This is a genomic window from Amycolatopsis sp. (assembly GCF_035276945.1).
Classification (GTDB): Bacteria; Actinomycetota; Actinomycetes; order Mycobacteriales; family Pseudonocardiaceae; genus Amycolatopsis_E.
Window position 1 is genome coordinate 49,252 of record NZ_DATELF010000152.1, and the last position, 24,918, is coordinate 74,169.

General features: G+C 70.3%; 25 protein-coding genes and 2 pseudogenes. 5 read left to right on the top strand and 22 right to left on the bottom strand.

Translation table 11 applies throughout. The features are described 5' to 3' along the window. Positions 1 to 44: 44 nt before the first annotated feature. From VJT49_RS26650 to mftA, 6 genes are read right to left on the bottom strand one after another with little or no spacing between them, the layout of a single operon-like run. Positions 45 to 950, bottom strand: coding sequence for a mycofactocin-associated electron transfer flavoprotein alpha subunit (locus VJT49_RS26650; RefSeq protein WP_324167665.1), 906 nt, complete (start codon positions 948 to 950; stop codon positions 45 to 47). Then, positions 947 to 2,962, bottom strand: a complete 2,016-nt coding sequence (locus tag VJT49_RS26655; protein ID WP_324167666.1) for a mycofactocin system FadH/OYE family oxidoreductase 2 — start codon at positions 2,960 to 2,962, stop codon at positions 947 to 949. The genes VJT49_RS26650 and VJT49_RS26655 overlap by 4 nt, the downstream gene beginning before the upstream one ends. Further along, complete coding sequence (locus tag VJT49_RS26660; RefSeq protein WP_324167667.1) at positions 2,959 to 4,839, bottom strand: mycofactocin system FadH/OYE family oxidoreductase 1; 1,881 nt, start codon at positions 4,837 to 4,839, stop codon at positions 2,959 to 2,961. Before VJT49_RS26660 ends, VJT49_RS26655 begins: the two co-directional genes overlap by 4 nt. Next, entirely contained in the window at positions 4,836 to 6,032 is a 1,197-nt protein-coding gene (gene mftC / locus VJT49_RS26665) for a mycofactocin radical SAM maturase (RefSeq protein WP_324167668.1), read from the bottom strand. The genes VJT49_RS26660 and mftC overlap by 4 nt, the downstream gene beginning before the upstream one ends. Next, positions 6,029 to 6,325 (bottom strand): mycofactocin biosynthesis chaperone MftB, encoded by a 297-nt coding sequence (gene mftB, locus VJT49_RS26670; RefSeq protein WP_324167669.1) that lies wholly within the window; start codon positions 6,323 to 6,325, stop codon positions 6,029 to 6,031. Before mftB ends, mftC begins: the two co-directional genes overlap by 4 nt. Continuing rightward, positions 6,310 to 6,414, bottom strand: a complete 105-nt coding sequence (mftA, locus tag VJT49_RS26675) for a mycofactocin precursor MftA (RefSeq protein WP_324167670.1) — start codon at positions 6,412 to 6,414, stop codon at positions 6,310 to 6,312. Before mftA ends, mftB begins: the two co-directional genes overlap by 16 nt. Before the next feature lie 362 nt (positions 6,415 to 6,776). Between mftA and mftR the strand changes: the two genes are divergently transcribed. Further along, the gene (gene mftR / locus VJT49_RS26680) at positions 6,777 to 7,388 is read left to right on the top strand and encodes a mycofactocin system transcriptional regulator (RefSeq protein ID WP_324167671.1); all 612 of its coding nucleotides are present in this window, start codon (positions 6,777 to 6,779) and stop codon (positions 7,386 to 7,388) included. A 38-nt stretch (positions 7,389 to 7,426) separates the two neighbouring features. Here mftR and VJT49_RS26685 read toward each other — a convergent pair whose 3' ends face one another. The 7 genes from VJT49_RS26685 to VJT49_RS26715 form a co-directional block, all read right to left on the bottom strand. Further along, the gene (locus VJT49_RS26685) at positions 7,427 to 8,302 is read right to left on the bottom strand and encodes an NUDIX hydrolase (protein WP_324167672.1); all 876 of its coding nucleotides are present in this window, start codon (positions 8,300 to 8,302) and stop codon (positions 7,427 to 7,429) included. 145 nt (positions 8,303 to 8,447) lie between these two features. Next, the gene (locus tag VJT49_RS26690) at positions 8,448 to 9,386 is read right to left on the bottom strand and encodes an ROK family protein (RefSeq protein ID WP_324167782.1); all 939 of its coding nucleotides are present in this window, start codon (positions 9,384 to 9,386) and stop codon (positions 8,448 to 8,450) included. Positions 9,387 to 9,417: 31 nt separating this feature from the next. Continuing rightward, positions 9,418 to 9,801, bottom strand: a complete 384-nt coding sequence (locus tag VJT49_RS26695; protein ID WP_324167673.1) for a hypothetical protein — start codon at positions 9,799 to 9,801, stop codon at positions 9,418 to 9,420. Beyond that, complete coding sequence (locus VJT49_RS26700) at positions 9,798 to 10,943, bottom strand: ArsA family ATPase (RefSeq protein ID WP_324167674.1); 1,146 nt, start codon at positions 10,941 to 10,943, stop codon at positions 9,798 to 9,800. The genes VJT49_RS26695 and VJT49_RS26700 overlap by 4 nt, the downstream gene beginning before the upstream one ends. Positions 10,944 to 10,955: 12 nt before the next feature. Continuing rightward, positions 10,956 to 11,405: an SRPBCC family protein gene (locus VJT49_RS26705; RefSeq protein WP_324167675.1), complete on the bottom strand. Its 450-nt coding sequence runs from the start codon at positions 11,403 to 11,405 to the stop codon at positions 10,956 to 10,958. 57 nt (positions 11,406 to 11,462) lie between these two features. Beyond that, entirely contained in the window at positions 11,463 to 12,254 is a 792-nt protein-coding gene (locus tag VJT49_RS26710) for a metallophosphoesterase family protein (protein ID WP_324167676.1), read from the bottom strand. A 145-nt stretch (positions 12,255 to 12,399) separates the two neighbouring features. Continuing rightward, positions 12,400 to 12,801 carry a polyketide cyclase / dehydrase and lipid transport gene (locus tag VJT49_RS26715; RefSeq protein WP_324167677.1) on the bottom strand — a complete coding sequence of 134 codons (402 nt, stop codon included), beginning with the start codon at positions 12,799 to 12,801 and terminating at the stop codon, positions 12,400 to 12,402. A gap of 74 nt (positions 12,802 to 12,875) precedes the next feature. Here VJT49_RS26715 and VJT49_RS26720 point away from each other — a divergent pair, with 74 nt between their 5' ends. Then, positions 12,876 to 14,666, top strand: coding sequence for a long-chain fatty acid--CoA ligase (locus VJT49_RS26720; protein WP_324167678.1), 1,791 nt, complete (start codon positions 12,876 to 12,878; stop codon positions 14,664 to 14,666). A 10-nt stretch (positions 14,667 to 14,676) separates the two neighbouring features. On the opposite strand, the gene VJT49_RS26725 is transcribed toward VJT49_RS26720, so the two are convergent. From VJT49_RS26725 to VJT49_RS26765, 9 genes and pseudogenes are all read right to left on the bottom strand, one after another. Beyond that, entirely contained in the window at positions 14,677 to 16,134 is a 1,458-nt protein-coding gene (locus tag VJT49_RS26725) for a hypothetical protein (RefSeq protein WP_324167679.1), read from the bottom strand. Between the two features lie 157 nt (positions 16,135 to 16,291). Beyond that, complete coding sequence (locus VJT49_RS26730) at positions 16,292 to 16,762, bottom strand: hypothetical protein (protein ID WP_324167680.1); 471 nt, start codon at positions 16,760 to 16,762, stop codon at positions 16,292 to 16,294. Next, the gene (locus VJT49_RS26735) at positions 16,683 to 17,282 is read right to left on the bottom strand and encodes a hypothetical protein (RefSeq protein WP_324167681.1); all 600 of its coding nucleotides are present in this window, start codon (positions 17,280 to 17,282) and stop codon (positions 16,683 to 16,685) included. Before VJT49_RS26735 ends, VJT49_RS26730 begins: the two co-directional genes overlap by 80 nt. Beyond that, on the bottom strand, positions 17,279 to 17,650 hold the full coding sequence (locus VJT49_RS26740) for a hypothetical protein (RefSeq protein ID WP_414636100.1): 372 nt from the start codon (positions 17,648 to 17,650) through the stop codon (positions 17,279 to 17,281). Before VJT49_RS26740 ends, VJT49_RS26735 begins: the two co-directional genes overlap by 4 nt. Further along, positions 17,628 to 18,081, bottom strand: a pseudogene (locus VJT49_RS26745) (MlaE family ABC transporter permease); the annotation flags it as partial. The gene VJT49_RS26740 and the pseudogene VJT49_RS26745, both read right to left, overlap by 23 nt. 101 nt (positions 18,082 to 18,182) lie before the next feature. After that, positions 18,183 to 18,938, bottom strand: a complete 756-nt coding sequence (locus VJT49_RS26750) for a glucose 1-dehydrogenase (RefSeq protein WP_324167682.1) — start codon at positions 18,936 to 18,938, stop codon at positions 18,183 to 18,185. Between the two features lies 1 nt (position 18,939). Continuing rightward, positions 18,940 to 20,442 (bottom strand): aldehyde dehydrogenase family protein, encoded by a 1,503-nt coding sequence (locus VJT49_RS26755; protein WP_324167683.1) that lies wholly within the window; start codon positions 20,440 to 20,442, stop codon positions 18,940 to 18,942. After that, positions 20,439 to 21,284 (bottom strand): SDR family NAD(P)-dependent oxidoreductase, encoded by an 846-nt coding sequence (locus VJT49_RS26760; RefSeq protein WP_324167783.1) that lies wholly within the window; start codon positions 21,282 to 21,284, stop codon positions 20,439 to 20,441. Before VJT49_RS26760 ends, VJT49_RS26755 begins: the two co-directional genes overlap by 4 nt. Positions 21,285 to 21,462: 178 nt before the next feature. Continuing rightward, complete coding sequence (locus tag VJT49_RS26765) at positions 21,463 to 21,591, bottom strand: ferredoxin (RefSeq protein WP_414636096.1); 129 nt, start codon at positions 21,589 to 21,591, stop codon at positions 21,463 to 21,465. A 117-nt stretch (positions 21,592 to 21,708) separates the two neighbouring features. On the opposite strand from VJT49_RS26765, the gene VJT49_RS26770 reads away from it, so the two are divergent. The 3 genes and pseudogenes from VJT49_RS26770 to VJT49_RS26780 all read left to right on the top strand — a co-directional run. Next, positions 21,709 to 22,899 (top strand): acyl-CoA dehydrogenase family protein, encoded by a 1,191-nt coding sequence (locus tag VJT49_RS26770; protein WP_324167684.1) that lies wholly within the window; start codon positions 21,709 to 21,711, stop codon positions 22,897 to 22,899. 9 nt (positions 22,900 to 22,908) lie between these two features. Then, on the top strand, positions 22,909 to 23,979 hold the full coding sequence (locus tag VJT49_RS26775; RefSeq protein ID WP_324167685.1) for an acyl-CoA dehydrogenase family protein: 1,071 nt from the start codon (positions 22,909 to 22,911) through the stop codon (positions 23,977 to 23,979). Beyond that, positions 23,976 to 24,800 (top strand): annotated as a pseudogene (locus tag VJT49_RS26780) (AMP-binding protein); the annotation flags it as partial. The gene VJT49_RS26775 and the pseudogene VJT49_RS26780, both read left to right, overlap by 4 nt. Positions 24,801 to 24,918 lie beyond the last annotated feature (118 nt).

The following is a 24,918-nucleotide window of genomic DNA, read 5'->3' on the forward strand; positions in this document are numbered from 1 at the left end:
TACGGTGTCCACGACCACGGACCGAGAACCGGGTCCCGCGTACGTCACTGAACCTCCAGCAGCCGGGCCAGTTCGGCGAGCACCGACTGGGCGTCGGCGACGATACCTAGTTCGGCCATCGCGGTCATCGGGCAGAAGGGGTCCGTGTTGACGCTGACCACGTGCGCCGGGTGGCCGAGACCACCGATGTGCTGGCTCGCACCCGAAATCCCGAACGCCACGTACAGCTCCGGATTTGCGACGACACCGGTAGTGCCGATCTGCCGCTCGTACCCGGTCCAACCGGCGTCGGTGACGACCCGGGTGGCGCCCAGCGACGCGCCGAGCGCCGAAGCCACCCGGCCGAGCAGTTCCACCGCCGACGGGCCGTCCAGCGCGCCGTGCCCGAGCCCGGCCCCGGCCGCGAAGATTTTCGGCGCTTCGGCGAGGTCGAGGGTTCCGGGTCCGGCCTCCAGTACCTCCACCACCTCGACGTCGTTGCCCTCCGCTTCCGGCAGGGTGATGGCCCTCAGCTCGCACTTGCCAGCGCTTGACACACCGCGCACGCCCGGGAGGAGAGTGGCGACGAAGGGGCCTGACACGGGGAGTGTGACGCTGACGCGAGAGTCCCAACGGGACAGTTCCACCTCGGTCTCGTTGACCCGCAGGGCACCGGGAAAGAGCGGGCGGCCGAGTTCGGCGGCCAGGCGCGGGGCTAGGTCGCGGCCGTCCGGCGAGGCGGGCAACACGATCTGGTCCCGGTCCGCCAGCACCTGCGCCAGCTGTGCGGCCCAGCGACCCGGTGCGAAGGTCCCGTTCTCGGCGAGGAGACCGGTGCGCAGCGCGGCCAGTTCCCCGGCCGCGTCCTTGACGCCGCTGCCGGCCAGGAGCGCTTCTCCGCCCGCCTCGGCCACGGTCTCGTCCGCGCCCAGCGGCAACACCCCGTCCCTGACCACGAGCACGGCGATCACAGGCTCACCCCCACCTGGTGGCCCTCGACGACGGCGGCGTGCGCGCGGCGCGGGGTGAGGCAGTCGCCGACCCGGTGGACCGGGAAGGGAGCGCCGGACAGCGCCCGCCACAGCTCGTCTTCGGGAGCTTGGTGGGTGGCGCGGACAACCCAGTCGTACCGGCGCTCGGTGGTGACGCCGGTTGTGTGTGTCAGCACCCGCAACGCGATCCCTCCGTGCCCTCCGGGGGCCGCACCGAGCACGACCTCGTCCGTGTGCTGGGCGATGCCGAGGGCGTGCGCCCGCACGTTGAACGTCTCCATGTCCAGCGTGATGCCCAGGTCCTGGCCGACCACCATGCCCGAAGTGGACAGTGTCACCGCACAGCCGCGGTCGGCGAGCAGTTCGGCGACCGAGGTCGCCTGGTGGAAGCCGAGGTCGTCGATCACCAGCACCTCGCCGCTCGGCGTCACACGGCCCGTCAGGACGTCGCGGACATCCACCACGCGATCGAGCCCGCCGGCCCAGTACGGTGGCTGCGGGCGCGCTCCGGTGGCGAGTACGACCGCGTCGGGCGACTCGCCCAGCAGCAGCTCCGCGGTCGCCTCGGTACCGGTTTTGACATCGACGCCGTACCGCTGGCATTCGTTGCGCAGATTCCGCACCACGTCGAGGAATTCGGCCCGGCTCGGCACGCTCGCGGCGAGCGCGACCTGACCGCCCGTGCCCGGCTCCCGCTCGAACAGCGTCACGTGGTGACCGCGCTGGGCGGCGGTCGAGGCGGCCTGCAACCCGCCGGGACCGCCGCCGACCACGAGCACCCTTTTCGGTTTGCTCTCCCGGAAGGGGGTCTGGGGGCTTGCCCCCAGGCGGGGTCCGGGGGTCGCACCCCCGGAAGGCCCGGGCAGAGGCACCCGCTCACGGCCCGTCCGAGGATTCTCGATGCAGCCCAGCCAGCGGTTGAGCCCCACCCGGCCGACGCATTCCTGGTTGCAGGACAGGCAGGTGCGGATCTCGGTGGCATGCCCCGCCCGCGCCTTGGCGGCGAAGTCGGCGTCCGCGATCTGCCCGCGCACCACGCCCACCAGGTCGCAATGCCCCTCGGCGAGGGCGCGCTCGGCCTGCACCGGGTCCTTGATCCGGCCGACGCCGACCACCGGCAACCGCACCGCCTCGCGGATGGCGTTGGCGATGAACAGGGCGTATCCGGGCGGGATCGCCATCGAGGCCTCGATCATGAACAGGGTGGCGGTGGCCACGCCGATCGAGGTGTTGATGTAGTCGACCTTTCCGGTCGCCTCCACCATTTTCGCGACCTCGACGGCCTCGCCGATCGTCGTGCCGCCTTCGATCAGTTCGTCGCCGCACAGCCGCACGCCAAGCGCACGCGCCGGCCCGATGGCCTCACGCACCGCGCCGATGATCTCCAGCAGGGTCCTCGCCCGGTTCTCGAGGGATCCGCCGTAGGCGTCCGTCCGCAGGTTGGTCGCGGGCGAGAGGAACCCCCGCACGATAGACGAGTGGGAGCACTGGAGTTCCACGCCGTCGAACCCGCCCTCGGCGCAGTGCCCGGCGACCGTGCCGTATCCGGCGACGACCTCCGCGATTTCCCGCGTGTCGATCGCTTTCGGGACTTCACGGAACATCGGGTCGGGCACCGGCGATGGCGCCCAGACCGGCAGCCGCGAGTACATGCTCGAAGCCTGGCCGCCATTGTGGTTGAGCTGCGCGAAGATCGGCACGCCGTGTGCGTGCACGGCTTCGGTGATCCGCCGGTAGCCGGGGATCACCTCACGGCGGAAACCGTGGATCAGTTTCTCGTACGGCCAGTCGGTGCGGTGCGTCGAGTGTTCTTCGGTGATGATCAGCCCGGCGCCGCCGGCGGCCCGCGCCGCGTAATACGCGGCGTGCTGCTCGCTCGGCAAGCCGTCCCGGGCGTAGTTCGTGAGATGCGCGGAGAACACGATCCGGTTTCGCACCACCACGGGCCCGATCCGCAGCGGTGAAAACAGGTAACGGTACTGGCCGTTCACAGGTGCGCACCTTCCCTGCACAGCGCGAGTGCCGCGCGACGGCCGTCGAGGATCGCCTCGTGGATGGTTCGAGGGGCCACGCAGTCTCCTGCACGGGGAACACCTGGCGCGTCGAGTGTTTCAGCGGGTAGTCGATGTCCACAATGGATGACGGCGACGGCTTCGAGCCGGCGCCTTTCCGTGGTGAAAACGTCCTCCACCACGACGTGACCGGCATGGACCTCGCGGAGCAGCGACCGCTTGGCCAGCGCGACAGCTGCCCGCTGGAGCCGGGCGTTGGCGTCGGCGAGGTCTCCGGTGAGCGCCAGCTGCGTGCCGATCACCTGGTCCTGACTCACGATCGTGGTCTGCTTACCCTGGCTCGCCAGGAGTTCCGCGACGCCCACCCCCACCGCGTCACCGACCGGATCGGCCACCACGACCGGCCCCGGCGGAAGCTCGAACCCGCCGAGGAAGTCGGCCACGTCCACGACCGTTCCGGAATGGACCGCGTACTTCCTCGGCCCCGCAACGGATCCGGTCGCCAGGATGGCCGCCCCGGGCACGTCGGTCACTTCGGTGCCGAGCGCGATGCGTACGCCCAGGCGGCGCACCTCGTCTTCGAGCCAGCCGGCCAACCGGGCCAGCCGCCCGCGGCCGCCGACCAGCGCGGCCAGCCGGACCATGCCGCCCAGCCGGTCGGCACGCTCGGCCAACTCGACCCGGTGCCCGCGCAGGGCCAGCACCCGCGCCGCCTCCAACCCGGCCGGACCGCCGCCCACCACCAGGACTTCCCGTGGACTGCCGGCCCCATCGAGCGGCGGATCCTCGGTTTCGTGCCCGCTACGGGGTTCGCCGATGCAGCTGACGATGGGGTTGCGGTTGTCCCGCACGCGGCACTTCTGGTTGGACAGCACGCACGGCCGGGGTGCCCGTCCCGCGCGGGTCTTCACCACCAGATCGGGATCGGCGATCTGCGCCCTGGTCATCTCGACCAGCGCGGCCACGCCGTCTTCCAGCGCTCGCCGTGCCTGGGCGGGATCGACCACGCTCCCCTGCAACACGGTCCGCGTCCGGCTGTTTCGCGTGATCAGGCGGCACAGGTCGAAGTTGAAGCCCGGCTCGGTGTGCAGGTCCGGCCGGGTGGCCGACGCGCTCATCGCCGAGCCACGGACGGGCACGAGATAATCCACCAGTTCGGCGAGGTCGCGGGCGAGCACGGTGGCCTGCTCGGGAGTGATCCCCGCCCACGGTGCCAGTTCGTCGCACGACAGTCGCAGGCCCAGCACGCGGCCCTCGCCCAGCGGCTCGCGCACGGTCCGAAGCACCTCGCGGAGCAGCCGTGTCCGGTCGGTTCCGTAGACGTCGCCGCGCTGGTTGGTCAGTCCGGAGGTGAACTGGCGCAGCAATGAGTACTGGCCCGCATCGATCTCCACACCGTCCACACCGGACTCGACGGCCAACCCGGCCGCCTCGCGGAACCCGGCGACGAGCGCGGAGATCTCGGCGTCCTCCATCTCCATCGGCAGTTCGCGACTGGCCACATCCGGCACTCGTGAGGGTGCCCACAGCGCGGACTGGTTGTACGCCGAGGACCCCTGGGACCCCGCATGCCCGAGACCCGCCAGCACGAGCGCGGGACGGCAGGCGTCCACAATGGACGATAAACCTGGTCCGCAGAGCGCGGCGAGCGGCGCGCGCTCGTACGGCCAGTCGGAGTCGTGCACGCTCGCGGTCTCGGTGACGATGATGCCCGCGCCGCCTTCGGCCCGGCGGGCGTAGTAGGCGACGTGCCGATCCGAAAGCACCCGTCCGCGCCCGAGGTTCGTCTCGTGCGGGCCGAACAGCACCCGGCTCGGTGCCGTGCGCCCGGCCAGCTCGATCGGCTCGGTGATCACCGAAGCCCTGCCAGCGGGCTGGTGTCGCAGGCACGGTCCGGCCTACCGGCCGAGGGTGGACCGAACCCGATCTGGACCGGCACCACCCCGCGCCCCTGCCGAGAATGGTCCACTTCGGACCGAGGTGCCGGGCCCGCGGTGCGCAACGCCCGTTCGCCGTGCCCTTTGACGCATTCCGGGTCGGGGCCGTCCAGCGGCAGCCCGGTGAAGAACTTGGCCGCCATGCAGCCGCCCTGGCAGGAGTCGTAGGCCGAACAGGACGTGCAGGGGGTCTGGGGGCTGGGGGTTGCGCCCCCATGGGGTCCTCGGAGCCGGGTGAACAACGCCGAGTCCGCCCAGACTTTCGCGAACCCGCCTTCGTCCCCCACGTTACCGGCCAGGAACTCCTGGTGGATAGCGAAGGGGCAGGCGTAGACGTCGCCGACCGGGTCGATCAGGCAGACCACCCGGCCCGCGCCGCACAGGTTCAGACCCGGCAGCGGGTCCGAACCGAGCGCGTTGAGGTGGAAGAAGGAGTCGCCGGTCAGCACGCCTTCGCCGTGCGCGACCAGCCATTCGTACAGCTCGAGCTGCTGGGCGGGAGTGGGATGCAACTCGTCCCACACGTCGGCACCGCGCCCGGACGGCCGCAGCCGGGTGATCCGCAGCTGGGCACCGTAAGTGTCAGCGATCTCGGCGAACGCGTCGAGCTGGCCGATGTTCTGGCGGGTCATCACGATGCTGAGCCTGAACCCGCGGAAACCGGCGCCGGCGAGGTTGCGCATGGCCCGGACAGCGATGTCGAACGAGCCGTGGCCGCGGACCGCGTCGTTGACCTCGGCGGTGGCTCCGTCGAGCGAGATCTGCACGTCGACGTAGTCGGTCCCGGCGAGCCACCGGGCACGCTCCGGCGGGAGCTTCACACCGTTGGTCGAGAACTTGACGCCGACATGGTGCGCGACGGCGTACTCGACGAGCTCCCAGAAATCGGCGCGAACGGTCGGCTCACCACCGCCGATGTTGACATAGAAGACCTGCATGCGCTCGAGCTCGTCGATGACCGCCTTGCACTCCTCGGTGCTCAGCTCGCGCGGATCCCGCCTTCCCGAGGAGGAAAGGCAGTGGACGCAGGCCAGGTTGCACGCGTAGGTCAGTTCCCAGGTCAGGCAGATCGGGGAAGTGAGCCCCTGCTTGAAATGCTCAACCAGCTTCACTCGCTGTCCTCACGTGCCTCGATCGTGCCGGCCTCGGCGAGCCCGGCCAGCGCCTTCAGGTAGGCCGCGCGCTGGTCGCCGGGGACACCGGCGGCGTCGAGGGTGGTGTGCACGTCGGGCTGGTCCGCCAGCGTGCGCACCACCTCGACCAGGGTCGGAGTCTTCAGAAACGACAGCCTTCGGGTACCGAAGTCATAGGCCAGCGCGCCGAAGGGCTCCGGCCTCAACGCGACGCGGGATGAGCGGCGATAGCCCCGATCAGGGTCGAACACGGGTTTCAGTAGACGCCGCACATGCCGTCGATGGAGACCTCCTCGACGAGAAGCTCTTCTTCGACAGTGGCGTCTTCGGACGTCTGAGGGGCACCGGACGTGTCGGACATGACATGCTCCCTTCCTGGGCCGCTCCGCCGCAACCCGCGCGACCGACAATAATGGCACCGAGTGCCGAATGGAAGAACCATGACCCATGCGTTACGCCGCGGCCGGCAAGGCGACCACAGAGCGCGCCGCGTTCCGCTATCGGGGCGGCAGGGCGCCCTCCAGCACGAAGTGACGCAACCTCGCCAGGAGCGCCCTGTCGACACGATCGCGGTCGCGCGCGGACTCGCGGAGAAACAGCCATGACCCATGCGTTACGCCGCGGCCGGCCAGGCGACCACAGAGCGTGGCTTGCCCCCAGTCGGAGCGTGGGGGCCGAGCCCCCACAGGACACCGTTTCGCGCGGACTCGCGGAGAAGCAACCATGAGCGAATCCCGAGGTGGGCGCCGCCGGATCACCACGCGCGCCGAGGTCGAGCACGCGGCCTTCGAGCTGTTCGGCAGACGCGGGTTCGAGGGCACCACGATCGACGACATCGCCGAGGCCGCCGGCATCGGCCGCCGCACGTTCTTCCGGTACTTCCCGTCGAAGAACGACATCGCCTGGGGCGACTTCGACGGCGAACTGAAGAAGATGCGCGAACGGCTGGCCTCCTACCCCGCCGACCGCCCGCTACTAAAGGTGATCCGGGACGCGCTGGTCGACTTCAACCGGATCGGCCCCGACGAGGCGCCCTGGCACCGGAGGCGGATGGAACTGATCCTCACCACGCCCGCGCTGCAAGCGCATTCCGCGCTGCGATACGCGGCCTGGCGGCAGGTGCTCGCCGATTTCGTCGCCGAGCGCCTGGGCGTCGCACCGGATTCCCTTACCCCCCAGGCGATCGCCTACGCGACCCTCGGCGTCGCGCTCGCCGCGTACGAGCAGTGGCTGCGCACCCCGGACGCCGACCTCGGCGAGCTTCTGGCCGCCGGGGTGGACGAACTCGGCCACCTGTCACTGACCGCCCCGAACGCGGAAGTCGGCCATTCTTGACGTAGAACACGACGGGAATGCAGGACTCGCGAAGGCGGTCACGATCCCAGCAGGCTGAGCAAAGTGGAGGGTCCGACCACCGAGGCGCCTTCGGCCTCGACGCGGGAACGGAGTTCACGGTCGGCGGTCACCACGACGAGATGGTCGCCGGGGCGCGAAGCCCGCACGGTCTCCACGATCGCCGAATCGCCGTCCCGCTCGGCGGCGACGACCTCCACCTCGCTGCCCGGCCCGACCCGCCGCGCCTGGCCCTCCACGACCAGCCGCACCCTGGGCCACCAGCACCACTGGCGCGGCAGCCGCACGTCCTCGCCGCGTACCCCCGCCCGCACCAGCCCGCCGAGCCGATCCCGTAACCGCGCCGCCGCGCCCGCCCGGTCCCGCCACCAGCCGTCCGGCCGCGCGCCGACCACGTTCGCCGCGTCCACCACGAGCACGAGCTGCCTGCCCAGCTCCGGATGAAGCTCGGGCCAGGCGGCCGCGAAATCCTGGTGCAGCGGGAAACCCGCCACCTCCTCCGGCGACACCCAGCGCAGCTCGGCGCTTTCGGCGTTCATCACCCGCTCGCGGACGGCGCCGCTGACCGTGGCGAGCACGGTGGTGTAGCTCCAGCCGCCATGGTCCACTTTGGTCGCCGAAGTCACCCGGATCCCGTCCTCGGCGACGTCGGCTTCTTCCCCGGCTTCCCGGATGGCCGCCGCACGAGGGCTCTCGCCGTCCTGGATCGCGCCCCCGGGCAGCGCCCACGTCCCGCCCTGATGCGTCCACGACGCCCGGTGCTGCAACAGCACACCGCGCTCCGGGTCGATCAGCAGCAGGCCGGCCGCGCCGTTCGTACCCCAGTGCCGGTGCCCCGCCGAGCACACCACGAACCCGTCCCCGGACTCGCGGACCGAAGAACGGAAGAGCGACAAGGATTCCTCCGATCCGCCACCTCGCGGCCCACACCGTAGCGGGCGTAGTAGTCGAAAGACGCCAGTGAAGCAGCAATTGTACTGGCCCCGCCCACCCGAAAGTCCGTGAACGCCGGACAACGGAACCCACAGACGTAGCGGTAGCTCACTTCGCGGAAGAGGTCTCCATGGCCATCGCGGCCGCGCCGACGAGAGCGGCGTCGTCCCCGAGGTGCGCGGTGCGGATCCGGGCCAGCGGCCGGTACCGGGCACCGGTGATCGCGCCGACGTAGTGCTCGCGAGCCTCGTCCAGGAACAGCGGCGCCGACGCAGACACCCCGCCCCCGACCACCACGATCTCCGGGTCGAACACGTCGGCCACCATCGCCAGCCCTTCACCGAGCCATTTCGCCAGTTCCGCCACCGCGCGCTGGGCGATCGGGTCGCCGTCACGGGCCGCACCGGCGACCCTGCGGCCGGTGATGGAGCCGGGATCCCGGGAGAATGCCCTCGCCAGCACCGTCGACCGGCCAGGGTAGCGGGCCAGCAGCTCCAGCGCGGTCGCCGACAGCGCGGTGCCGCTGCAGTACCGCTCCCAGCAGCCGTACTTCCCGCACGGGCAGGCACGCCCGCCGGGCACCACGGTCAGGTGGCCGAGCTCGGGCGCGACGCCGTGCGCGCCACGGTAGATCTCGCCGTCGAGCAGCAGACCGGCGCCGATCCCGGTGCCGATGGCGATGAGCGCCGCGACCCGCGCGCCACGCGCCGCGCCGAACCGGTGCTCCCCCAGCGTCGCCGCGTTCGCGTCGTGCTCGAGGGTGACCGGAAGCCCGACCCGCTTGGCGATGCGGTCCGCGACCGGCGCCGCCCGCCAGGCCAGATGAGGGGCGAACATCACCGTCCGCCGCTCGCTCGCGACGAACCCGGCGACCGCGAGGCCGACCGCGACCACCTCGTCGTGCCGGTTGCGCAGCTCGTCGATCACCCCGGAGATCGCGTCCTCGAGCGCGCCCTCGTCGCTCGGCGTGCCGACCCTGGCGGTGTCCAGCAGACAACCGTGCTCATCCACCACGCCGGCGCGCACACTCGTGCCCCCGACGTCCAATCCGATCGCGTGCACCCGGTTTCTCCCGCACTCAGTCCGCGGTGGCTTCCCGGCTGTCCCGCCACCGCACTGGAATGTGCTGGACCCGGTCCGGTTTGGACTCACGGGCGGGCTGGAATCCGGGCATGTGCAAGCCCTCCTCGGGCTCCCAGCGGTCCGCGAGCACCGCGCGCAGCAGCGCGACGAGCCGCGTGGCGTGCTCGATCAGGCGTGCGGCGAACTCCGGACGGTCACCGCGCACCAGCCCGACAACCGCGCACAACGGGCACCAGCCACACACGTCCTCCGCCGCCGAGGGCGCGCTTCCGTGCCCGGCGGCGATCACGCCCTCGAGCCAGGGCGCCGCCCGCTCGACCACCATGTCCACCAGCAGCCGGATCTCCTCGGCCAGGCTCGCCGTTTCGGCCTCGGTCATCCCTGTCCCTCCGTGAATGAAACGACCAGGCCGCGCGGGCCGCTTTCCGCTCCGGTGATCCGGCAGGCGCGCACCTGCTCCGGGAGAGGCACCAGGCGGCGGAACCCGTCCACGGTGATCGCCAGGTCATCGTCCACCCTGGCCAGCTCCACCTCGGCGTCCCGGCCCAGCGGCAGCGCCACCCGCAGTTGGTATCCACCGTCCACTTCGGATATCTGGAGCAGCGGAACGGGGTCACTTCCGTTGTCGGACAAGGGATCGGCGTCTCCGTACAGCTCGGCAGCGATCTCGCGCAGCGCGTCCAGGCCGACCGGTTCGATCGCCCGGTGCTCCACCCGCGCGAAGGAGGCGAGCCCCGATCCGGCCAGTTCGGCCAGTACCGCGTCCTGCTGCCCGCGCCGGGCCCGCAGCCACGACGCCGCCGGACCCCGCCAGCCCCGAGGCGCGGGCAGGAGCCGGTTGACGATCACCCCGTCCACCCGGATACCACGCAGCGCCAGCGCGCTCAGCGTGCGGTGCGTCTCGGCGACGACCACCCGTTCCGGGGTGCACACGAGCCGGACGGCGGTCCTCTCCGCGTCCGTGAGCAGCGCGCGCAGCGACTCCAGATGCGCCGCGAGGCGCTTCACGGCCTCCACCGTGCCGCGTGCGGCGAGCTTCGCCTGCCAGCCGAACATGCGGTTCAGGTACCCCGACACGGCCTCGGGAAGCGACAGGAGGCGCAGTGTCTCCGCGGTCGGGCCGCAGTCGACCACCACCGTGTCCCAGCGGCCGGTCTCGGCCAGCCGCTGCACCTCGGTCAGCGCGAGCAACTCGTCCACGCCGGGCAGGACGGTCAGCTCCTCGGCCTCCAGCGCGTCGAGCCCGGCACCGGACAACGCGGACCGCAACTTGCCGCGAAGCTCCTGCCAGGTCGCGTCGACGAGCCCGCGCGAGTCGACCTGGGCGCCGGACAGGCACGAGTCCACTTCGGTCGGCTCCGGGGTCAGCCGCCGCGCGAAGGTGTCGCCGAGCGAGTGCGCGGGGTCGGTGGAAACCACGAGGGTCTTGCGCCCACGGGCGGCGAGCCCGGCAGCCGTGGCCGCCGCGAGAGTCGTCTTCCCGACGCCTCCCTTGCCGGTGAACAGCCGCAGCCTGCTCAAGCGGCCTCCCGATCAGCCGGCAACCTGTTCCTCCACCCGGCGCTTGAGCTCCTTGAGCGCGGTGTCCATGACCATCTTCTCCGCCTTGCGCCGGAGCAGCCCGATCATCGGCAGCATCAGCTCCACGGAAAGCGTGTAGGTGACCTTCGTGCCGCCTTCGCCGACCGGCTCGAGCTCGTACCGGCCGTCCTGGGCCTTCTGCATCTGGCCCTTGACCAGGTGCCAGCTCACCGCCCGGCCGTCCGGCTCCCAGTCGTACTCCAGGGTGTAGACGTCCTTGATCGGGCCGGCGTCCAGGGTCAGCCGGACCTGTTTCGCCCGCCCCGCCTCGTCTTCGGCGAGCACCTCGGTCTTGCGGACCTGCTTGGCCCACTCCGGGTACGACGGGAAGTCCGCGATAACCGCCATGACGCGTTCTGGCGGTGCGGCGACCTCAATGGACTGCGTGGACTGCTCGGCCATGAGGCTGAGGCTACCGCGCGGTGGAGATCACCACGCGCCCACGGGTGCCGGTTTCCGTCACCATCGAAGCACATAGGGCCGTTCGGTGACCTTGAAGTGGCCGACGTTCCGGCATTCGGTGCGGCCGGCCCGTAGCCGGGCGGACAACGGCTGGTGCACGTGGCCGAACAGCGCCCAGCGCGGCCGTTGTTCGGCGATCACCGCACGCAACGCGTCCGAGCCCATTTCATGCCTTCGGGCGACCACGTCGTAGGTGAGTTCGGGGAACGCGGGCGGCACATGTGTGCACAGCACGTCGATGTCGTCGAGCTTGCCGACCGCACCGGCGAACTCGTCGCGGGCGCGCAGGTACGGCTTCCACACCGGGTTGGCGCGCCGCAGGACCGCACCGTCGGGCAGCACCACCCCACCGGCGAACCCGAACCGCAGACCGCCGATCTCCACCACGCCACCGTCGACGATCGTCACCCCGTGCCCGGCGAACTCCGTCCACAGTTCCGGCGTGTCGACGTTCCCGGGCGTGGCGAAGGTCGGCGCGGTCATCGCCTTGAACAGGACCGCGTACTGCTCACGGATGGCCTCTTCGACGGCCCCGGCCGGGTCCTCGAGGCTCGCCCACAAGGAGCGGGAGAAGGCGATCGACTCTTCGCGGGTGCCCTCCCGGCGCAGGCGGGCGAACCTGCCCACCTTCTCCGCGCCGAACAACCTGCCGAGGATGCCCTTGTCGTGCGCCTGGTAGTCGACGAAATCGAGCAGGTCGCCGAGCACGATCAAGGCGTCCGCGTCGGCGCCCGCCCTGGCCAGCGCCTCGGCGTTGCCGTGCACGTCGGAGACGACATGTACCCGCATGATCGGAACACTACTGTGGCGCGCGGCGCCTCCGGCGAGGGTGGCGGTGGGCGGCGGCGGGTGGCGGACGGGTTCGGGTTGTGTGTCAAAGCGGCGGAGCCACCCCGCCATCCAAACCACTTCGAACAGTCCCTGACGGTGGTGATCAGTGGTCAGGGGGCGGCACCCCCGGTTCGCGGCCGTCCTCCAGGATCTCCTTGAGCCGGAGCGCGATCCGCTTGGCGGCACGGGCTCGCCGATCGAATTCCCGGCGCACCCGGGACGGGCGCGGCGGAACAGCCGGGGTGGCGCGCAGGAAGTAATGCAGGAGAGTGCCGTCGAGCATCGGTTCGAGCCACACCTCCATGGTGCCGACCAGTGCGCCCCGCACGGTCCAGCGCAACCCCTCGTCACCGCGGTCGGTATAGACCTCCAGCACCAGGTCAGGCCAGTATTCGCGCCAGGCGGCGGGATCGGCGAACGCGGCCGCGATCGTCTTGGGCGGGACCGCGAGGAAGGTCTCGTCGACGATGTCGAGCGCGGGCGGCGTGCCGTGGGGGATGCTCACGGTGAGCAGGATGTCATAAGGTGAGAGCCACGCCATGTTAACCGGCGGGTAACACCACACCACGGAGGTCTCCCGTGCGCGAATACAGCGCCCCGGCGGCAAAGCCGGTCGCCGACGACGAGAATCTCGCCGACATCGTGTTCGCGAACGCGGAGCGGTTCGGTGAGGCGATCAGCTTCCGCCGGCAGGTCGACGGATCCTGGCTGGATGTGACCGCCCGTGAATTCGCGGCCCAGGTGCTCGCCGTGGCGAAGGGCCTGATCGAGGCCGGGATCGAGCGGGGCGACCGGGTCGGCCTGATGTCCAGGACCCGCTACGAGTGGACCCTGATCGACTTCGCCATCTGGGCGGCCGGGGCCGTCACGGTGCCGATCTACGAGACCTCTTCACCCGAACAGGCGCATTGGATCCTGTCGGACTCCGGTGCCAGGGCCGTGTTCGTGGAGACCGGTGAGCATCTCGCCGCGGTGGACGAGGTGCGCGACCGGCTGAACGGCCTGGCCTATGCCTGGGAGATCGAAAACGCGGCGATCGACGAGCTGACCGCGCTGGGCGCGAAGCTCGCCGACGACGCCGTGTACGAGCGCCGCCGCCTGGTGGAAGCGGGATCGCTGGCCACGATCGTCTACACCTCCGGCACGACCGGCCGTCCCAAGGGCGTGGAGCTGACGCACCGCAACCTGCTCGCCGAGGTCCGCGCCGACATCGACGCGTTCCCGCGGCTGATGGAGCAGGGCAACTCGCTGCTGTGCTTCCTGCCGCTGGCCCACGTGCTGGCCCGCGCCATCGCGCTGACCGCCCTGGCCTCCCGGGTCACCCTCGGCCACACCGCGGACGTGAAGAACCTGGTCGCCGACCTCGGCACGTTCCGGCCGACGTTCGTGGTGGCCGTGCCGCGTGTGTTCGAAAAGGTCTACAACACCGCGAAGCAGAAGGCGCACAGCGAGGGCAAGGGCGCGATCTTCGACCTCGCCGAGCGGACCGCCGTCGCCTACAGCGAGGCCAAGGCCAAGGGTGGGGCCGGGCTGTTGCTCATGGCCCAGCACTTCCTGTTCGACAAACTGGTCTACGGCAAGTTGCGGGCCGCGCTCGGCGGCCGGTGCGTCGCGGCGGTGTCGGGTGGCGCGCCGCTGGGCGCGCGGCTGGCGCATTTCTTCCGCGGGATCGGCGTGCCGGTGTTCGAGGGCTACGGCCTGACCGAGACCTCCGCGGCGGCCAACGTCAACACGGAGTCGGCGTTCAAGGTCGGCACGGTCGGCAGGCCGGTGGCTGGCACCTCGGTCCGCATCGCCGAGGACGGCGAGGTGCTGCTCAAGGGCGATGTCGTGTCCGGCGCGTACTTCAACGACGAGGACGCGACCAAGGAGGCCCTGGAGGACGGCTGGTTCCACACCGGCGATCTCGGTGAGCTCGACGACGACGGGTTCCTGCGGATCACCGGCCGCAAGAAGGAGATCATCGTGACCGCGGGCGGCAAGAACGTCTCCCCGTCCGGGCTCGAGGACACCGTGCGCGCGCACCCGCTGATCAGCCAGGCGATGGTGGTCGGTGACCGCCGTCCCTTCATCGGCGCGCTGGTCACCATCGACGAGGAGTTCTTCCCCGCCTGGAAGTCGCAGCACGGCAAGCCGGCCGAGGCGAGCGTCGCCGATCTCGCCGGGGACCCGGACCTGCACGCGGACGTCCAGGCCGCGATCGACGAAGCGAACAAGCAGGTTTCGCACGCGGAGGCGATCAGGAAGTTCGTCATCCTGGGTCACGACTTCACCGAGGCCAACGGGGAGATCACGCCGAGCCTCAAGCTCAAGCGCAACGTGGTGAGCAAGAACTACGCGGACGCCATCGAAAACCTCTACGCGAAGTAATTAAGGTAATTCAGGACGACCTCCGCATCAAGCCGGTGAACCCGGCGACGAAGAGGGTGAGGAAGGCCCAGCTCAGCACCTGCAGCACCCAACTCGTGGCCAAGACCGCCTGACCCAGCCCTCGGCCGGCATCGACCACGCACCGCTGGTTGTCGGCCTTGACCAGCGGGGTCGCCGCGTTGAAAGCGGTTCCGATCTGCTCGACGACCGAACACCGGCCGAGCAACCCGGCCATGCCCGCGAAGACGGTGAGGAAGACCGACATGGCGAGCGTGCCGATCAGCCAGAGCAGCGCGACGCCGGGCCGATGGCCGTAGCCGACCGTCAGCCCGGTGATCCGGTGCCAGACGCGACCCCAGAGGCCGAGGTCGCCGCGCCGGAGAAGGTCCTTCTGGCGGGCGATGTGGATCCGCCGCACGTTCCGCTCGTGCCCGGCGCCCGCGTGTGCGGCGGCGAGCTGGAAATAGGGCTGGCTCGCGTAGTAGCTCGTCCGGTGGGCGAGCATGTCGAGCCATTCGGGGAGGGTCGCGCCCCTGGGTTCGCCCTGATAGGTCAGGCCGGTGAGGTCGAGCATGCCCGCGGCGAACGACGCGGGCAGCAGCAGGTCCCCGGCCACGCGCGCCTGGGCCAGGTTGAAGGCGATATCGGTGGGTTCGGCGGCGTGCGCTTGGCCGCCTTCGCATACCAGTTGCCCGCCGACGCGCGCGCCGATGAGGCGCACGGTGCCCGAGTCTCGCCTGCCTTCGGCCCGAAAGCCGTCGCCGAGCATCACGTTGCTTCCGGTGTGCAGGTAGTCGGCGACGAGCGCGGGGCCTTCCGGGTTGCGGATGGTGGCGCCGGAGAGGTTGAGCATCGTGCCGATGACTGCTCCGGGCAGCCGCACCGCGCCCAGTTCACCAGTGCCCTCGGCCAGGAAGCCACGGTTGAGGAACACGCCTCCACCCACGCGCAGATTGCTCGCCTGAAGCGCCGCCCCGTCCGGGTTCACCAGGTGCGCGCCGCTGAAGTTGACCACCCCACCGATCCGGGCGCCGCCGAGGTGGACGGTGAGGTACGGACCACCACCGAGCCGGGCGTCGCGCAGGGTGAGACTCCGCTCGATGGTCGTCTCCTCGGCGGCCAGGCGGGGTGCGACCAGACCAGACAAGTCCACAGTGGACAATTTGGCGCCCCGGAGCCGGACCGGTTCGCCGATGTGGCAGTCGATGAGGGCCAACGGCAACGCCGACTCGATTTCGGCGAGATCGAGGCCACCGGCGAGCCGGGCCCCGCGCAGCCGGATGCCCCGCGGGTCAGGGCTGCCGCCACCTGGCCAGTCGAACCTGTCGAGCATGATCCGGCGAATGAGCTCACCACGGATCTCGGGCATCTCCTCGGCACCGGTGAAATCCAGCCGGTGACCGGTCAGTACGGCCTGAATCAACTCGCGTTCGGTCTCATTCAGGTCCCCAACCGTCCACCGCGCCATGCCGGACAGGCTAGCCAACGGCGCGGCGTGCGACCGACTTGCTCCGGGGAATGGAAGTTGGTCGTCACGCCGCAGTCGAAAGGCACGTTCGTGACGGAGTACGGTGCCGAACCAACTCGTTGGCGGGAATCCTGACGCGTCGCGGAGAAGCCGCCCCTCACAGCGCCGCCAGGTTGGCGATCTTCCAGGCGCCGTCGATTTTCCGGGCGTTCACCTCGAGCGCGGCGGTCGACGAGGTTTGCTGGTTGGTCGTGGTGTCCACCGTCTGCTGGTCGAGGAAGAGGAGCAGCCGCGCGGAGTCACCGCGGAGTTCGCGCACGCCGATCGAGCCGATGGTGGTGGTACGGACCAGTTTCCGGCTGGTGACCTGGTCCTTCGCGGCGGCGAAACCGGCCTGGTACTGGGAAACGGCCGCGTCGACGAGGGCGCTGGACGCCGCGCGTTCCGTCCGGTCGAGGTTGCCGTAGTCGTAGGAAAAGATCCGTTTGACCGCGGCGCCCACCTGGCCGGTGACCTCCGTGGTGGCCGCGGTGTCCGCCACGGCAACGTTACCGGTGTGCAGGGCGCGTGCCGCCAGCCATTCCCACACGGCGAACCCGGCCGCCAGCACAATGATCGCCGTCAGCACCGACGGCACGGTGGCCTGACGGGAGGCGAGGCGAGACAAGTTCATGCGGCCGCCTGTACGTTGTCGACCGTCCAGCCTCGGCGGTGCGCGTCAGTTCGGCCTTGAGCCGGGTGCGGCTCGACGAAGGCGCCGCGCCGTTCGTGCTCGACCGGACGTCCAGCACGGCGATCACCCGCGCGGTGTCGCCGTGGAGTTCGGTGACGACCGCCTGGTTGAGGGTCGCGCTCGCCTCGGTCCTGCTCGCGGTCGCGCGGTCGAGGTGCAGTTGCCGGTCACCGCTGAGGTTCCGGCCCAACGGGCCGGTGGTGACCTGGATCCACCGGTCCACCGACGGCCTCGCGTCGCGATAGTCGATGGTGTTCAGCGCGACGAGCGCGTCCGAGGCCGAGGCCAGCACGGCGTCCCGGTCCCGCGCCCGCGTGGCGAAGTCGTCATGCGCGGCCCGCCACCACGACGACCCGGACCAGCCCGCCACGAGCACCGCCACCACCGCCAGTACCCCGAGCAGTCGCGTGGTCACGGCAGTCCCAGCAACTGGCCGATCCCCGGCGCCGGGTCGCCCGAACCGAGCCCGAGCAGGCCGGGCAACTGAGCCTGCTGGGCCGCGGCCCGCCCCGCCGGAGGCGCCGGAGACGCCGGGGAAGTCCGCGGCTGTGCCGGAGAGACAGGCTTCCCGGCATAAGGCGCGTTCTCCGCGCCCCGCACATCGGTGGCGCTACCCGAGGGCTCGGCGCAGTAAGCCACCCTGTTCGCCGGGATCTCGCTGGTCGCGCTGCCCGGGCGCTGCCGTGTCGTCTCATAACCCTTGGTGCAGGAATGCGGATCGAAGAAGTTGAGCACCAGCCCCAGATGCCCTTCGCCGTTCGAAGAAGTAGCCGCCGAGCACACCGACCACGCTCACCAGGCCGTTGAGCAGGACCGACACCACCATGGCGGCGAGCAATCTCTTCCCTGATCTTGCGCGCGCCTATGTCGGCACAGACCGCACTTCCGCCCGCTCCGGCCACCAGCAGCGCGGTGATCAGCGGCGACGCCTGCTGGACGATGGCCAGCGCGCTCGCCGCACCGGTGAACGACTGGGCACCGATCTGCTGGGTGAGCGAGCCGAGCTGCAACGCGATCACCGCGCCGAAAGGGATCGCCACCAGCGCGGTGGGCAGAATGGTCACGCTCGCGATGAACCAGCACTGCTGGATCCATTCGCGGAACTGGAACGGCCGGCGCGGGACCGCGCGCAGCACCTCCCAGCCCAGCGTCGACAGCCGCCCGACCTGGGCCAGCGCGGAGGCGCCAAAAAATGCCCGCTCGCGAGTACTCATGACACCTCCGCCGGCAAAGCTTCGTCGCCTTGTCCTGCTCCACCGCGTGACAGCGCTTTCTATAAACGGTGTTCACGCGTGGTCGAGTCCGGGTGGACCTGCTAGATCCTGAGCGCGTGAGTCGCCGTCGCGCCCCCGTCGGCGACGAACTCCGCGCCCGTACAGTACGAGCTTTCGTCACTGGCGAGGAAGACGACCAGATCCGCGATCTCCTCCGGTTGCCCGACCCGGCCCAGCGCCACCTTCCTGCCCACCCACGACAGGTCGATTTCCGCACCGCCGGCGGCATCCTGCACCATTTTCGTGTCGATCATTCCCGGATGGACCGAGTTGACCCGGATCCCCTTGGCACCCAGTTCGAGCGCGGCGACCTTCGTCATGCCCCGGATCGCGAACTTGCTCGCGGTGTAGGCGACGAGAAACGGCATCCCGGCCAAACCCTCCACAGAGGACACATTGACGATCGAACCGCCACCGGCGCGTTCCATCGGTTCAACGACCGAACGCATCCCGAGAAACGTACCGATCTGATTCACTTTGACCACGCGCTCGTAGTCCTCGAGACGGGTCTTGGCCAGCTCCGAAAAATGCAGGATACCGGCGTTGTTGACCAGGACGTTGACGGTTCCGAACTCGTCGACGGCCCGGTCCACCGCCGCCGCCCACCCGGCCTCCTCGGAGACGTCGAGACGCTGGTAGATCGCGCCGAGCTCACCGGCGAGCGCCTTGCCCTCGTCGTCGTTGACATCGGCGATCATCACCCGCGCGCCCTCGGCGACGAACCGCCTCGCCGCGGCCGCGCCCTGCCCGCGGGCCGCGCCGGTGATCAGCGCGGCCTTGCCGTCCAGCCTGCCCATGTCACATCATCTCGTCGGTCAGTGGCATGAACACGCTCTTGAGTTCGGTGTAGGCCTCGATCGAGGAGTCACCACCCTCGCGGCCGAGCCCCGACTGCTTGAAGCCACCGAAGGGCAGGTGTGGCTCGATCTGGAAACCGTTGATCCCGACCGTGCCCGCGCGGAGCCTACGCGAGACACGGAACGCGCGCTGCACGTCCGCGGTGAACAGTCCGGCGCCGAGACCGTACTCGGTGTCGTTGGCCAGCCGGACCGCCTCCTCCTCGTCGGAGAACGGGACCACGGCCAGCACCGGGCCGAAGATCTCCTCCTGGGCGATGGTGGCCGAGTTGTCCACGTCGGCGAAGATCGTCGGGCCGACGAAGTTGCCTGCCGCCAGGTCGCCACCGAGCCGCTCACCACCTGTCACCAGGCGACCCTCCTCCTTGCCCTTCTCGATGTAGCCGAGCACCCGCTCGAGTTGCCGCTCGTTGATCAGCGGGCAGGCGAGCACGCCGGGGTCGAACGGGTCGCCGTAGGTGATCGTCGAGGCCATGCCCTGCGCGGCACCCAGGAACTCGTCGTAGACGTCGCGGTGTACGAGCGCGCGTGTGTTGGCGACGCAGGCCTGCCCGGACAGGCCCATGGTGACCGCGCCGACCACGATCGCGGCGGCCAGCCCGATGTTGGGCGCGTCGGCGAAGACCAGTGCCGGGCTCTTCCCGCCAAGCTCCAGCGACACCCGCTTGAGCGTGCCCGCGGACGCCTCGACGATCCGCTTGCCGACCGCCCGCGAGCCGGTGAAGCTGACCTTGTCCACGTCCGGATGCGTGATCAGCGCCTCGCCGACCGGGTCGCCCGGGCCGGTCACCACGTTGAGCGTGCCGGCCGGAAGCCCGGCTTCCACCAGCAGTTCGACCATGCGCAGCACGGTGAAGGTCGCGTACTCCGAGGGCTTCAGCACGATCGTGCAGCCCGCCGCCAGTGCGGGCGCCACCTTCTGCGCGAACAGCAGGAACGGCGCGTTCCACGGCAGGATCGCCGCGACCACGCCGAGCGGCTCGCGGAAGGTCATCGCGAGGTGGTCGCCGCCCTGGTACGGCGGCAGCGTCTGCCCGCCGAGCTTGTCCACCCAGCCGGCGTGGTGGTCGAACACGTCCGCCGCCGCACCTACTGAGATCGCGTAGATGCTGCCGAACGACAGCGGCACGGAGTTGTCCAGCGCCTGCAACGCACGCAACTCCTCGGCGTGCTCGCGCAGGAGGTCGGCGTACCGGTGCAGCAGCGCGATCCGGGTGTTCGCGCGGGAGTTCGACCAGGCGCCCGACTCGAAGGCGGTACGGGCGGCGGCGACCGCGGCGTCCACCTCCGACCTCGTCGCCACGGCGAACTCGCCGATGACCTCACCGGTCGCCGGGTGGCGGTGGGTCCAGGTGCCATTGGCCGCGGTCCACTGGCCGTCGATATAGAGCCGGCCGGCCTTGAGGCCGACCGCCTCGCGGTGCGGTTGCACGGTGAGGGTCATAGGAGTTCCCCTTCTTTGGCTGCGAACATTTCGTCGTGGTCGTCGAAATAGGCGGCGGTCGCGTCGAGTTGGTCCAGGCTCCAGATCCGCTCCGCCGAGGGCGGGCGCACGAGGGCGACACGTCCGCCGTGCACCACGAAGACTTGCCCGTTGATCTTCTCGGCCGCCGGCCCGGCCAGGAACACGACGAACGGCGCGACATGGTCGACCGACAGCGGGTCCTCGCCCTCTCCGGGCGCCGGGCCGAAGACCTCCGCCGTCATCGCGGTCCTGGCTCTTGGGCAGATCGCGTTCGCGCGCACGCCGTAGCGGGCACAGCCGCGAGCGGTCGCCACGGTGAGCGCGGCGATCCCGGCCTTCGCCGCGGCATAGTTCGGCTGACCTGGCGCGCCGAACAGGAACGCCTCGGACGCGGTGTTGACCACCCGCCCGTACATCGGCCTTCCCTCCGTTTTGGACTTTTCCCGCCAGTGCGCACTGGCGTTGCGGGACAGCAGGAAATGTCCGCGCAGATGCACCCGGATGACGGTGTCCCAGTCCTCGTCGGACATCGAGAACAGCATCCGGTCGCGGAGCACTCCCGCGTTGTTGACCAGGATGTGCAGGCCGCCGAAGTGATCCAGGGCCGCGGCGACCAGAGCGTCCGCGGTAGCACGCTCGGACACGTCACCGGCGACCAGCAACGCCTTCCCGCCCACTGCCTCGATCTCCTCGACGACGCTGCCCGCCGCCTCGGAGACGTCGTTGACCACCACGGAAGCCCCGGCCGCGGCCAGGGCGAGCGCCTCGGCGCGCCCCAGTCCCGCCCCGGCCCCGGTGACGATCGCGGCCCGTTCCCGCAGTTCCGGCACCCGATCCAATCGATGGTCACCACCTGACGCTGGCGCGAGCGAGCCACCCCTGGCCCGCCTCTCACGACAAAGACTAGAATTTGTTCTTGTTATCAGCAAGACTCAGTCAGTCCGCGATGAACAGTGCATTCCTCGGACATGACAGCACAACTTGGGTAACACGTTCTACTTATTTGACAGGCACTTCGGACTGCCGGATCACCAGCTCCTCGTCATCATCCAGCTCGAACACGGCGGGCGCGAACGAAACACACACCCCGTTGGCCTCGCACAGCATCCGGTCAACGCCGACCTTCATCACGACCTCCCTCCCGCCCGCCGGCCCGCCGTCACCCCGGCGGGCACGCCGCGCGCGACTATTTTTAGAACCTGTTCTAGGCTAGCCTCGGGCGGCCCGCGAGGAAAAGGAGCAACGGTGCGTATCAGCTACACGCCAGAGCAGGAACAGCTGCGCGACGAGCTGCGCGCCTACTTCGCCCGGCTCATGACTCCCGACCGCCGCGAAGCCCTGACCAGCGATGACACAGAGGGTGGCGAGTACGGAAACGGCGTGGCATACAAGGAAGTCGTGCGCGAACTGGGCAAGGACGGCTGGCTCGCACCGGGGTGGCCACCGGAGTATGGCGGGCAGGCCAGGCCCATGCTCGACCAGCTCGTGTTCACCGATGAGGCGGCCGTCGCCGGGGTGCCCGTGCCGTTCCTGACGGTCAACACCGTCGGCCCGACGATCATGCGTTTCGGCACCGAAGAACAGAAGGCGTTCTACCTGCCGCGGATCGCCGCCGGGCAGATCCACTTCTCCATCGGCTACTCCGAGCCCGAGGCCGGCACCGACCTGGCGTCGCTGCGCACCCGGGCGGTCCGCGACGGCGACGAGTACGTGATCAACGGGCAGAAGATGTGGACGAGCCTGATCGAGTACGCCGACTACGTGTGGCTCGCCGTCCGCACCGATCCCGGCGCGCGGAAGCACAAGGGGCTGAGCATCCTGATCGTGCCGACCGACTCGCCCGGCTTCTCCCGGACGAAGGTGCACACCGTGGCCGGACCTGGCACCAGCGCCACCTACTACTCCGACGTTCGCGTGCCGGTCACCGCCAGGGTCGCCGACGAGAACGCGGGCTGGCCGCTGATCACCAACCAGCTCAACCACGAACGGGTCGCGCTGACCTCCGCCGCGCCGATCCAGTCCGCGCTCGCCGAGGTCCGGCGGTGGGCGCAGGAGACCAAGCAGGCCGACGGGAGTCGCGTGATCGACGCCGAGTGGGTCCGGTTGCACCTGGCCCGCGTGCACGCCCATACGGAGTACCTCAAGCTGCGGAACTGGCGGATCGCCTGGGCCGCGGGCCGCCATGAACTCGGGCCCGCCGAAGCGTCGGCGACCAAGGTCTTCGGCACGGAGCTGGCGATCGAGGCGTACCGGCTGCTGATGGAGGTGGTCGGCCCGGCGGCGGTGGTCCGGGAGAACTCGCCCGGCGCGGTGCTGCGCGGCAGGCTGGAACGCGCCCACCGGTCGGCGCTGATCCTGACCTTCGGCGGCGGCACCAACGAGATCCAGCGCGACCTCATCGCCGCCACCGCGCTGTCCCTCCCGGTAACCCGATAGGAGCTCACGATGGATTTCGCGCTGACCGAGGCGCAGACCGAGCTCGCCGCGCTGACCCGGCGGATCCTCACCGGCCGGGTCACCCCGGAAACGCTGGGGCGGCACGGCACCGGCGGATTCGACCAGGCGCTGTGGCGGCGGCTGGCGAACGCGGGAATCGTCGACGCCGCGCTGCCGTCCCCCGTCGGCGGTGGGTTCGGCCTGCTCGAACAGTGCGCGGTGCTGACCGAGATCGGCCGCGCGGTGGCGCCCGTGCCGTACCTGCCGACGGTCACCATGGCGGCCTCCGCGCTGGCCGAATTCGGCGGCGAACTGCTCGAACGCTGGGCGGTTCCGGTCGTGCGCGGGGAAAAGGTCCTGACCGTGGCCCTGCCGGACGCCGGGGCACCCTGCGGCTTCACCGCCTCCCCGGCCTTGGGCGGCTGGCGGGTGTCGGGCTCGCAGACGGCCGTGCCGTTCGGGGCGTTCGCGGACGGTTTCCTGGTACCCGCGGAGACGGCCGACGGCGTCGCGGTGTTCCTGATCGACGAGGCGGAAGTGCGGGCGCAGAGCACGATCGATCACGCCGACGCGGCTCTGGTCAGCGTTTCCGAGGCTCCCGGCACGCTGCTCGGCGAACCGGGGGCAGGCGTCGACGAGTGGTTGCGGCTGCGCGGCACGGTCGGGTTGTGCGCGCGGCAACTCGGCGTGCTGGAGAGCGCGTTGCGGCGCACCGCCGAGTACACCAAGGAACGCAACCAGTTCGGCCACCCCATCGCCGGGTTCCAGGCGGTCCGGCAGCGGCTCGCGGACGCCTACGTGGACGTCGAAGCGGTCCGGCTGACCTTGTGGCAGGCGGCCTGGCGGCTGGCCGAGGGCCTGCCCGCGGCGGGCGAGGTGGCCACCGCCAAGTACTGGGCGGCCGAGGCGGGGCACCGGGTCGCGCACACCGCGGTGCACCTGCACGGCGGGGTCGGCATCGACCTGGACCACCCGCTGCACCGGTACTTCACCGCGGCCAAGCGGACGGAGTTCACCCTCGGCGGCGCGACCGCGCAGTTGCGGCTGCTCGGTGACCACCTTGCCGCTGGCCCCACATGAGCGTCTCCACCGTCACCGAACTGTTGCTCGCGCGTGCCGACGACGACCGGCCAGGCCTCGCCTTCGAGGACCAAACGTACACCCGGTCAGAGCATGTGCGGGAGTGCGCGAACCACACGGCCCTGCTACGGGAACTGCTCCCGCCCGGCGAGCCGACGCACGTGGGCGTTCTCGCCGACAACCTCCCGGAGTTCTCGTTCCTGCTCGGCGCGTGCGCCTTCGCCGGCACGGTGCTTGTCGGCCTCAACCCCCACCCGTCGCGAGGAAGCGCTCGCCCGCGACGTCCGGCTCGCGGACTGCCGGCTCGTGCTGGCGGAACGGCGGTACGCGCACCTGCTCGCCGGTCTGGACCTCGGCGACACCCGTTTGTCCGAACCGGACGGTCTGCACACGCCGCCCGCCCCGCTCGAAGCCGTTCCGGCCGGGCCGGACGACCTGCTGATGCCGATCTTCACGTCGGGCACCAGCGGTGACCCCAAGGCGGTCCGCTGCACGCGCGGCAAGATCGCCTTTCCCGGCCGGATGCTCGCCGGCCACTTCGCCCTGTCCGGTGCGGACACCATCTACGTGTCGATGCCGATGGTCCACTCGAACGCGATCATGACGGCTGGGCGGTCTGGCTCGCGGCGGGCGCGAAGATCGCGTTACGGCGCCGGTTCTCCGCGTCGGGTTTCCTGCCCGATGTCCCGAGCGCCACCTACGCCAACTACGTCGGCAAGCCACTGTCCTATGTGCTCACAACGCCGCCGCGACCGGACAACGCGGACAACCCGCTGCGCATCGTCTACGGAAACGAAGGCGCCGAAGCCGACCTCGCGGCATGATCGCGCTCTGCGTCGCCGCCGCGTTCTGGCGCATCCGGCGCCGGGCGTAACACACCATTCTTCAAGGAGGTCCGATCCTCCCCTGATTCTGTCCGGTTCTCGCCGTCGCGGCCAC

Bases quoted from the DNA above. Each gene is read 5' to 3' on its own strand.
- VJT49_RS26755 (WP_324167683.1), bottom strand. From the start codon at position 20,442: ATGACCCTCACCGTGCAACCGCACCGCGAGGCGGTCGGCCTCAAGGCC.
- VJT49_RS26725 (WP_324167679.1), bottom strand. From the start codon at position 16,134: ATGGCGCGGTGGACGGTTGGGGACCTGAATGAGACCGAACGCGAGTTG.
- VJT49_RS26710 (WP_324167676.1), bottom strand. From the start codon at position 12,254: ATGCGGGTACATGTCGTCTCCGACGTGCACGGCAACGCCGAGGCGCTG.
- VJT49_RS26775 (WP_324167685.1), top strand. From the start codon at position 22,909: ATGGATTTCGCGCTGACCGAGGCGCAGACCGAGCTCGCCGCGCTGACC.
- mftR (WP_324167671.1), top strand. From the start codon at position 6,777: ATGAGCGAATCCCGAGGTGGGCGCCGCCGGATCACCACGCGCGCCGAG.
- mftA (WP_324167670.1), bottom strand. From the start codon at position 6,414: ATGTCCGACACGTCCGGTGCCCCTCAGACGTCCGAAGACGCCACTGTC.
- VJT49_RS26765 (WP_414636096.1), bottom strand. From the start codon at position 21,591: ATGAAGGTCGGCGTTGACCGGATGCTGTGCGAGGCCAACGGGGTGTGT.
- VJT49_RS26695 (WP_324167673.1), bottom strand. From the start codon at position 9,801: ATGACCGAGGCCGAAACGGCGAGCCTGGCCGAGGAGATCCGGCTGCTG.
- VJT49_RS26705 (WP_324167675.1), bottom strand. From the start codon at position 11,405: ATGGCCGAGCAGTCCACGCAGTCCATTGAGGTCGCCGCACCGCCAGAA.
- VJT49_RS26750 (WP_324167682.1), bottom strand. From the start codon at position 18,938: ATGGGCAGGCTGGACGGCAAGGCCGCGCTGATCACCGGCGCGGCCCGC.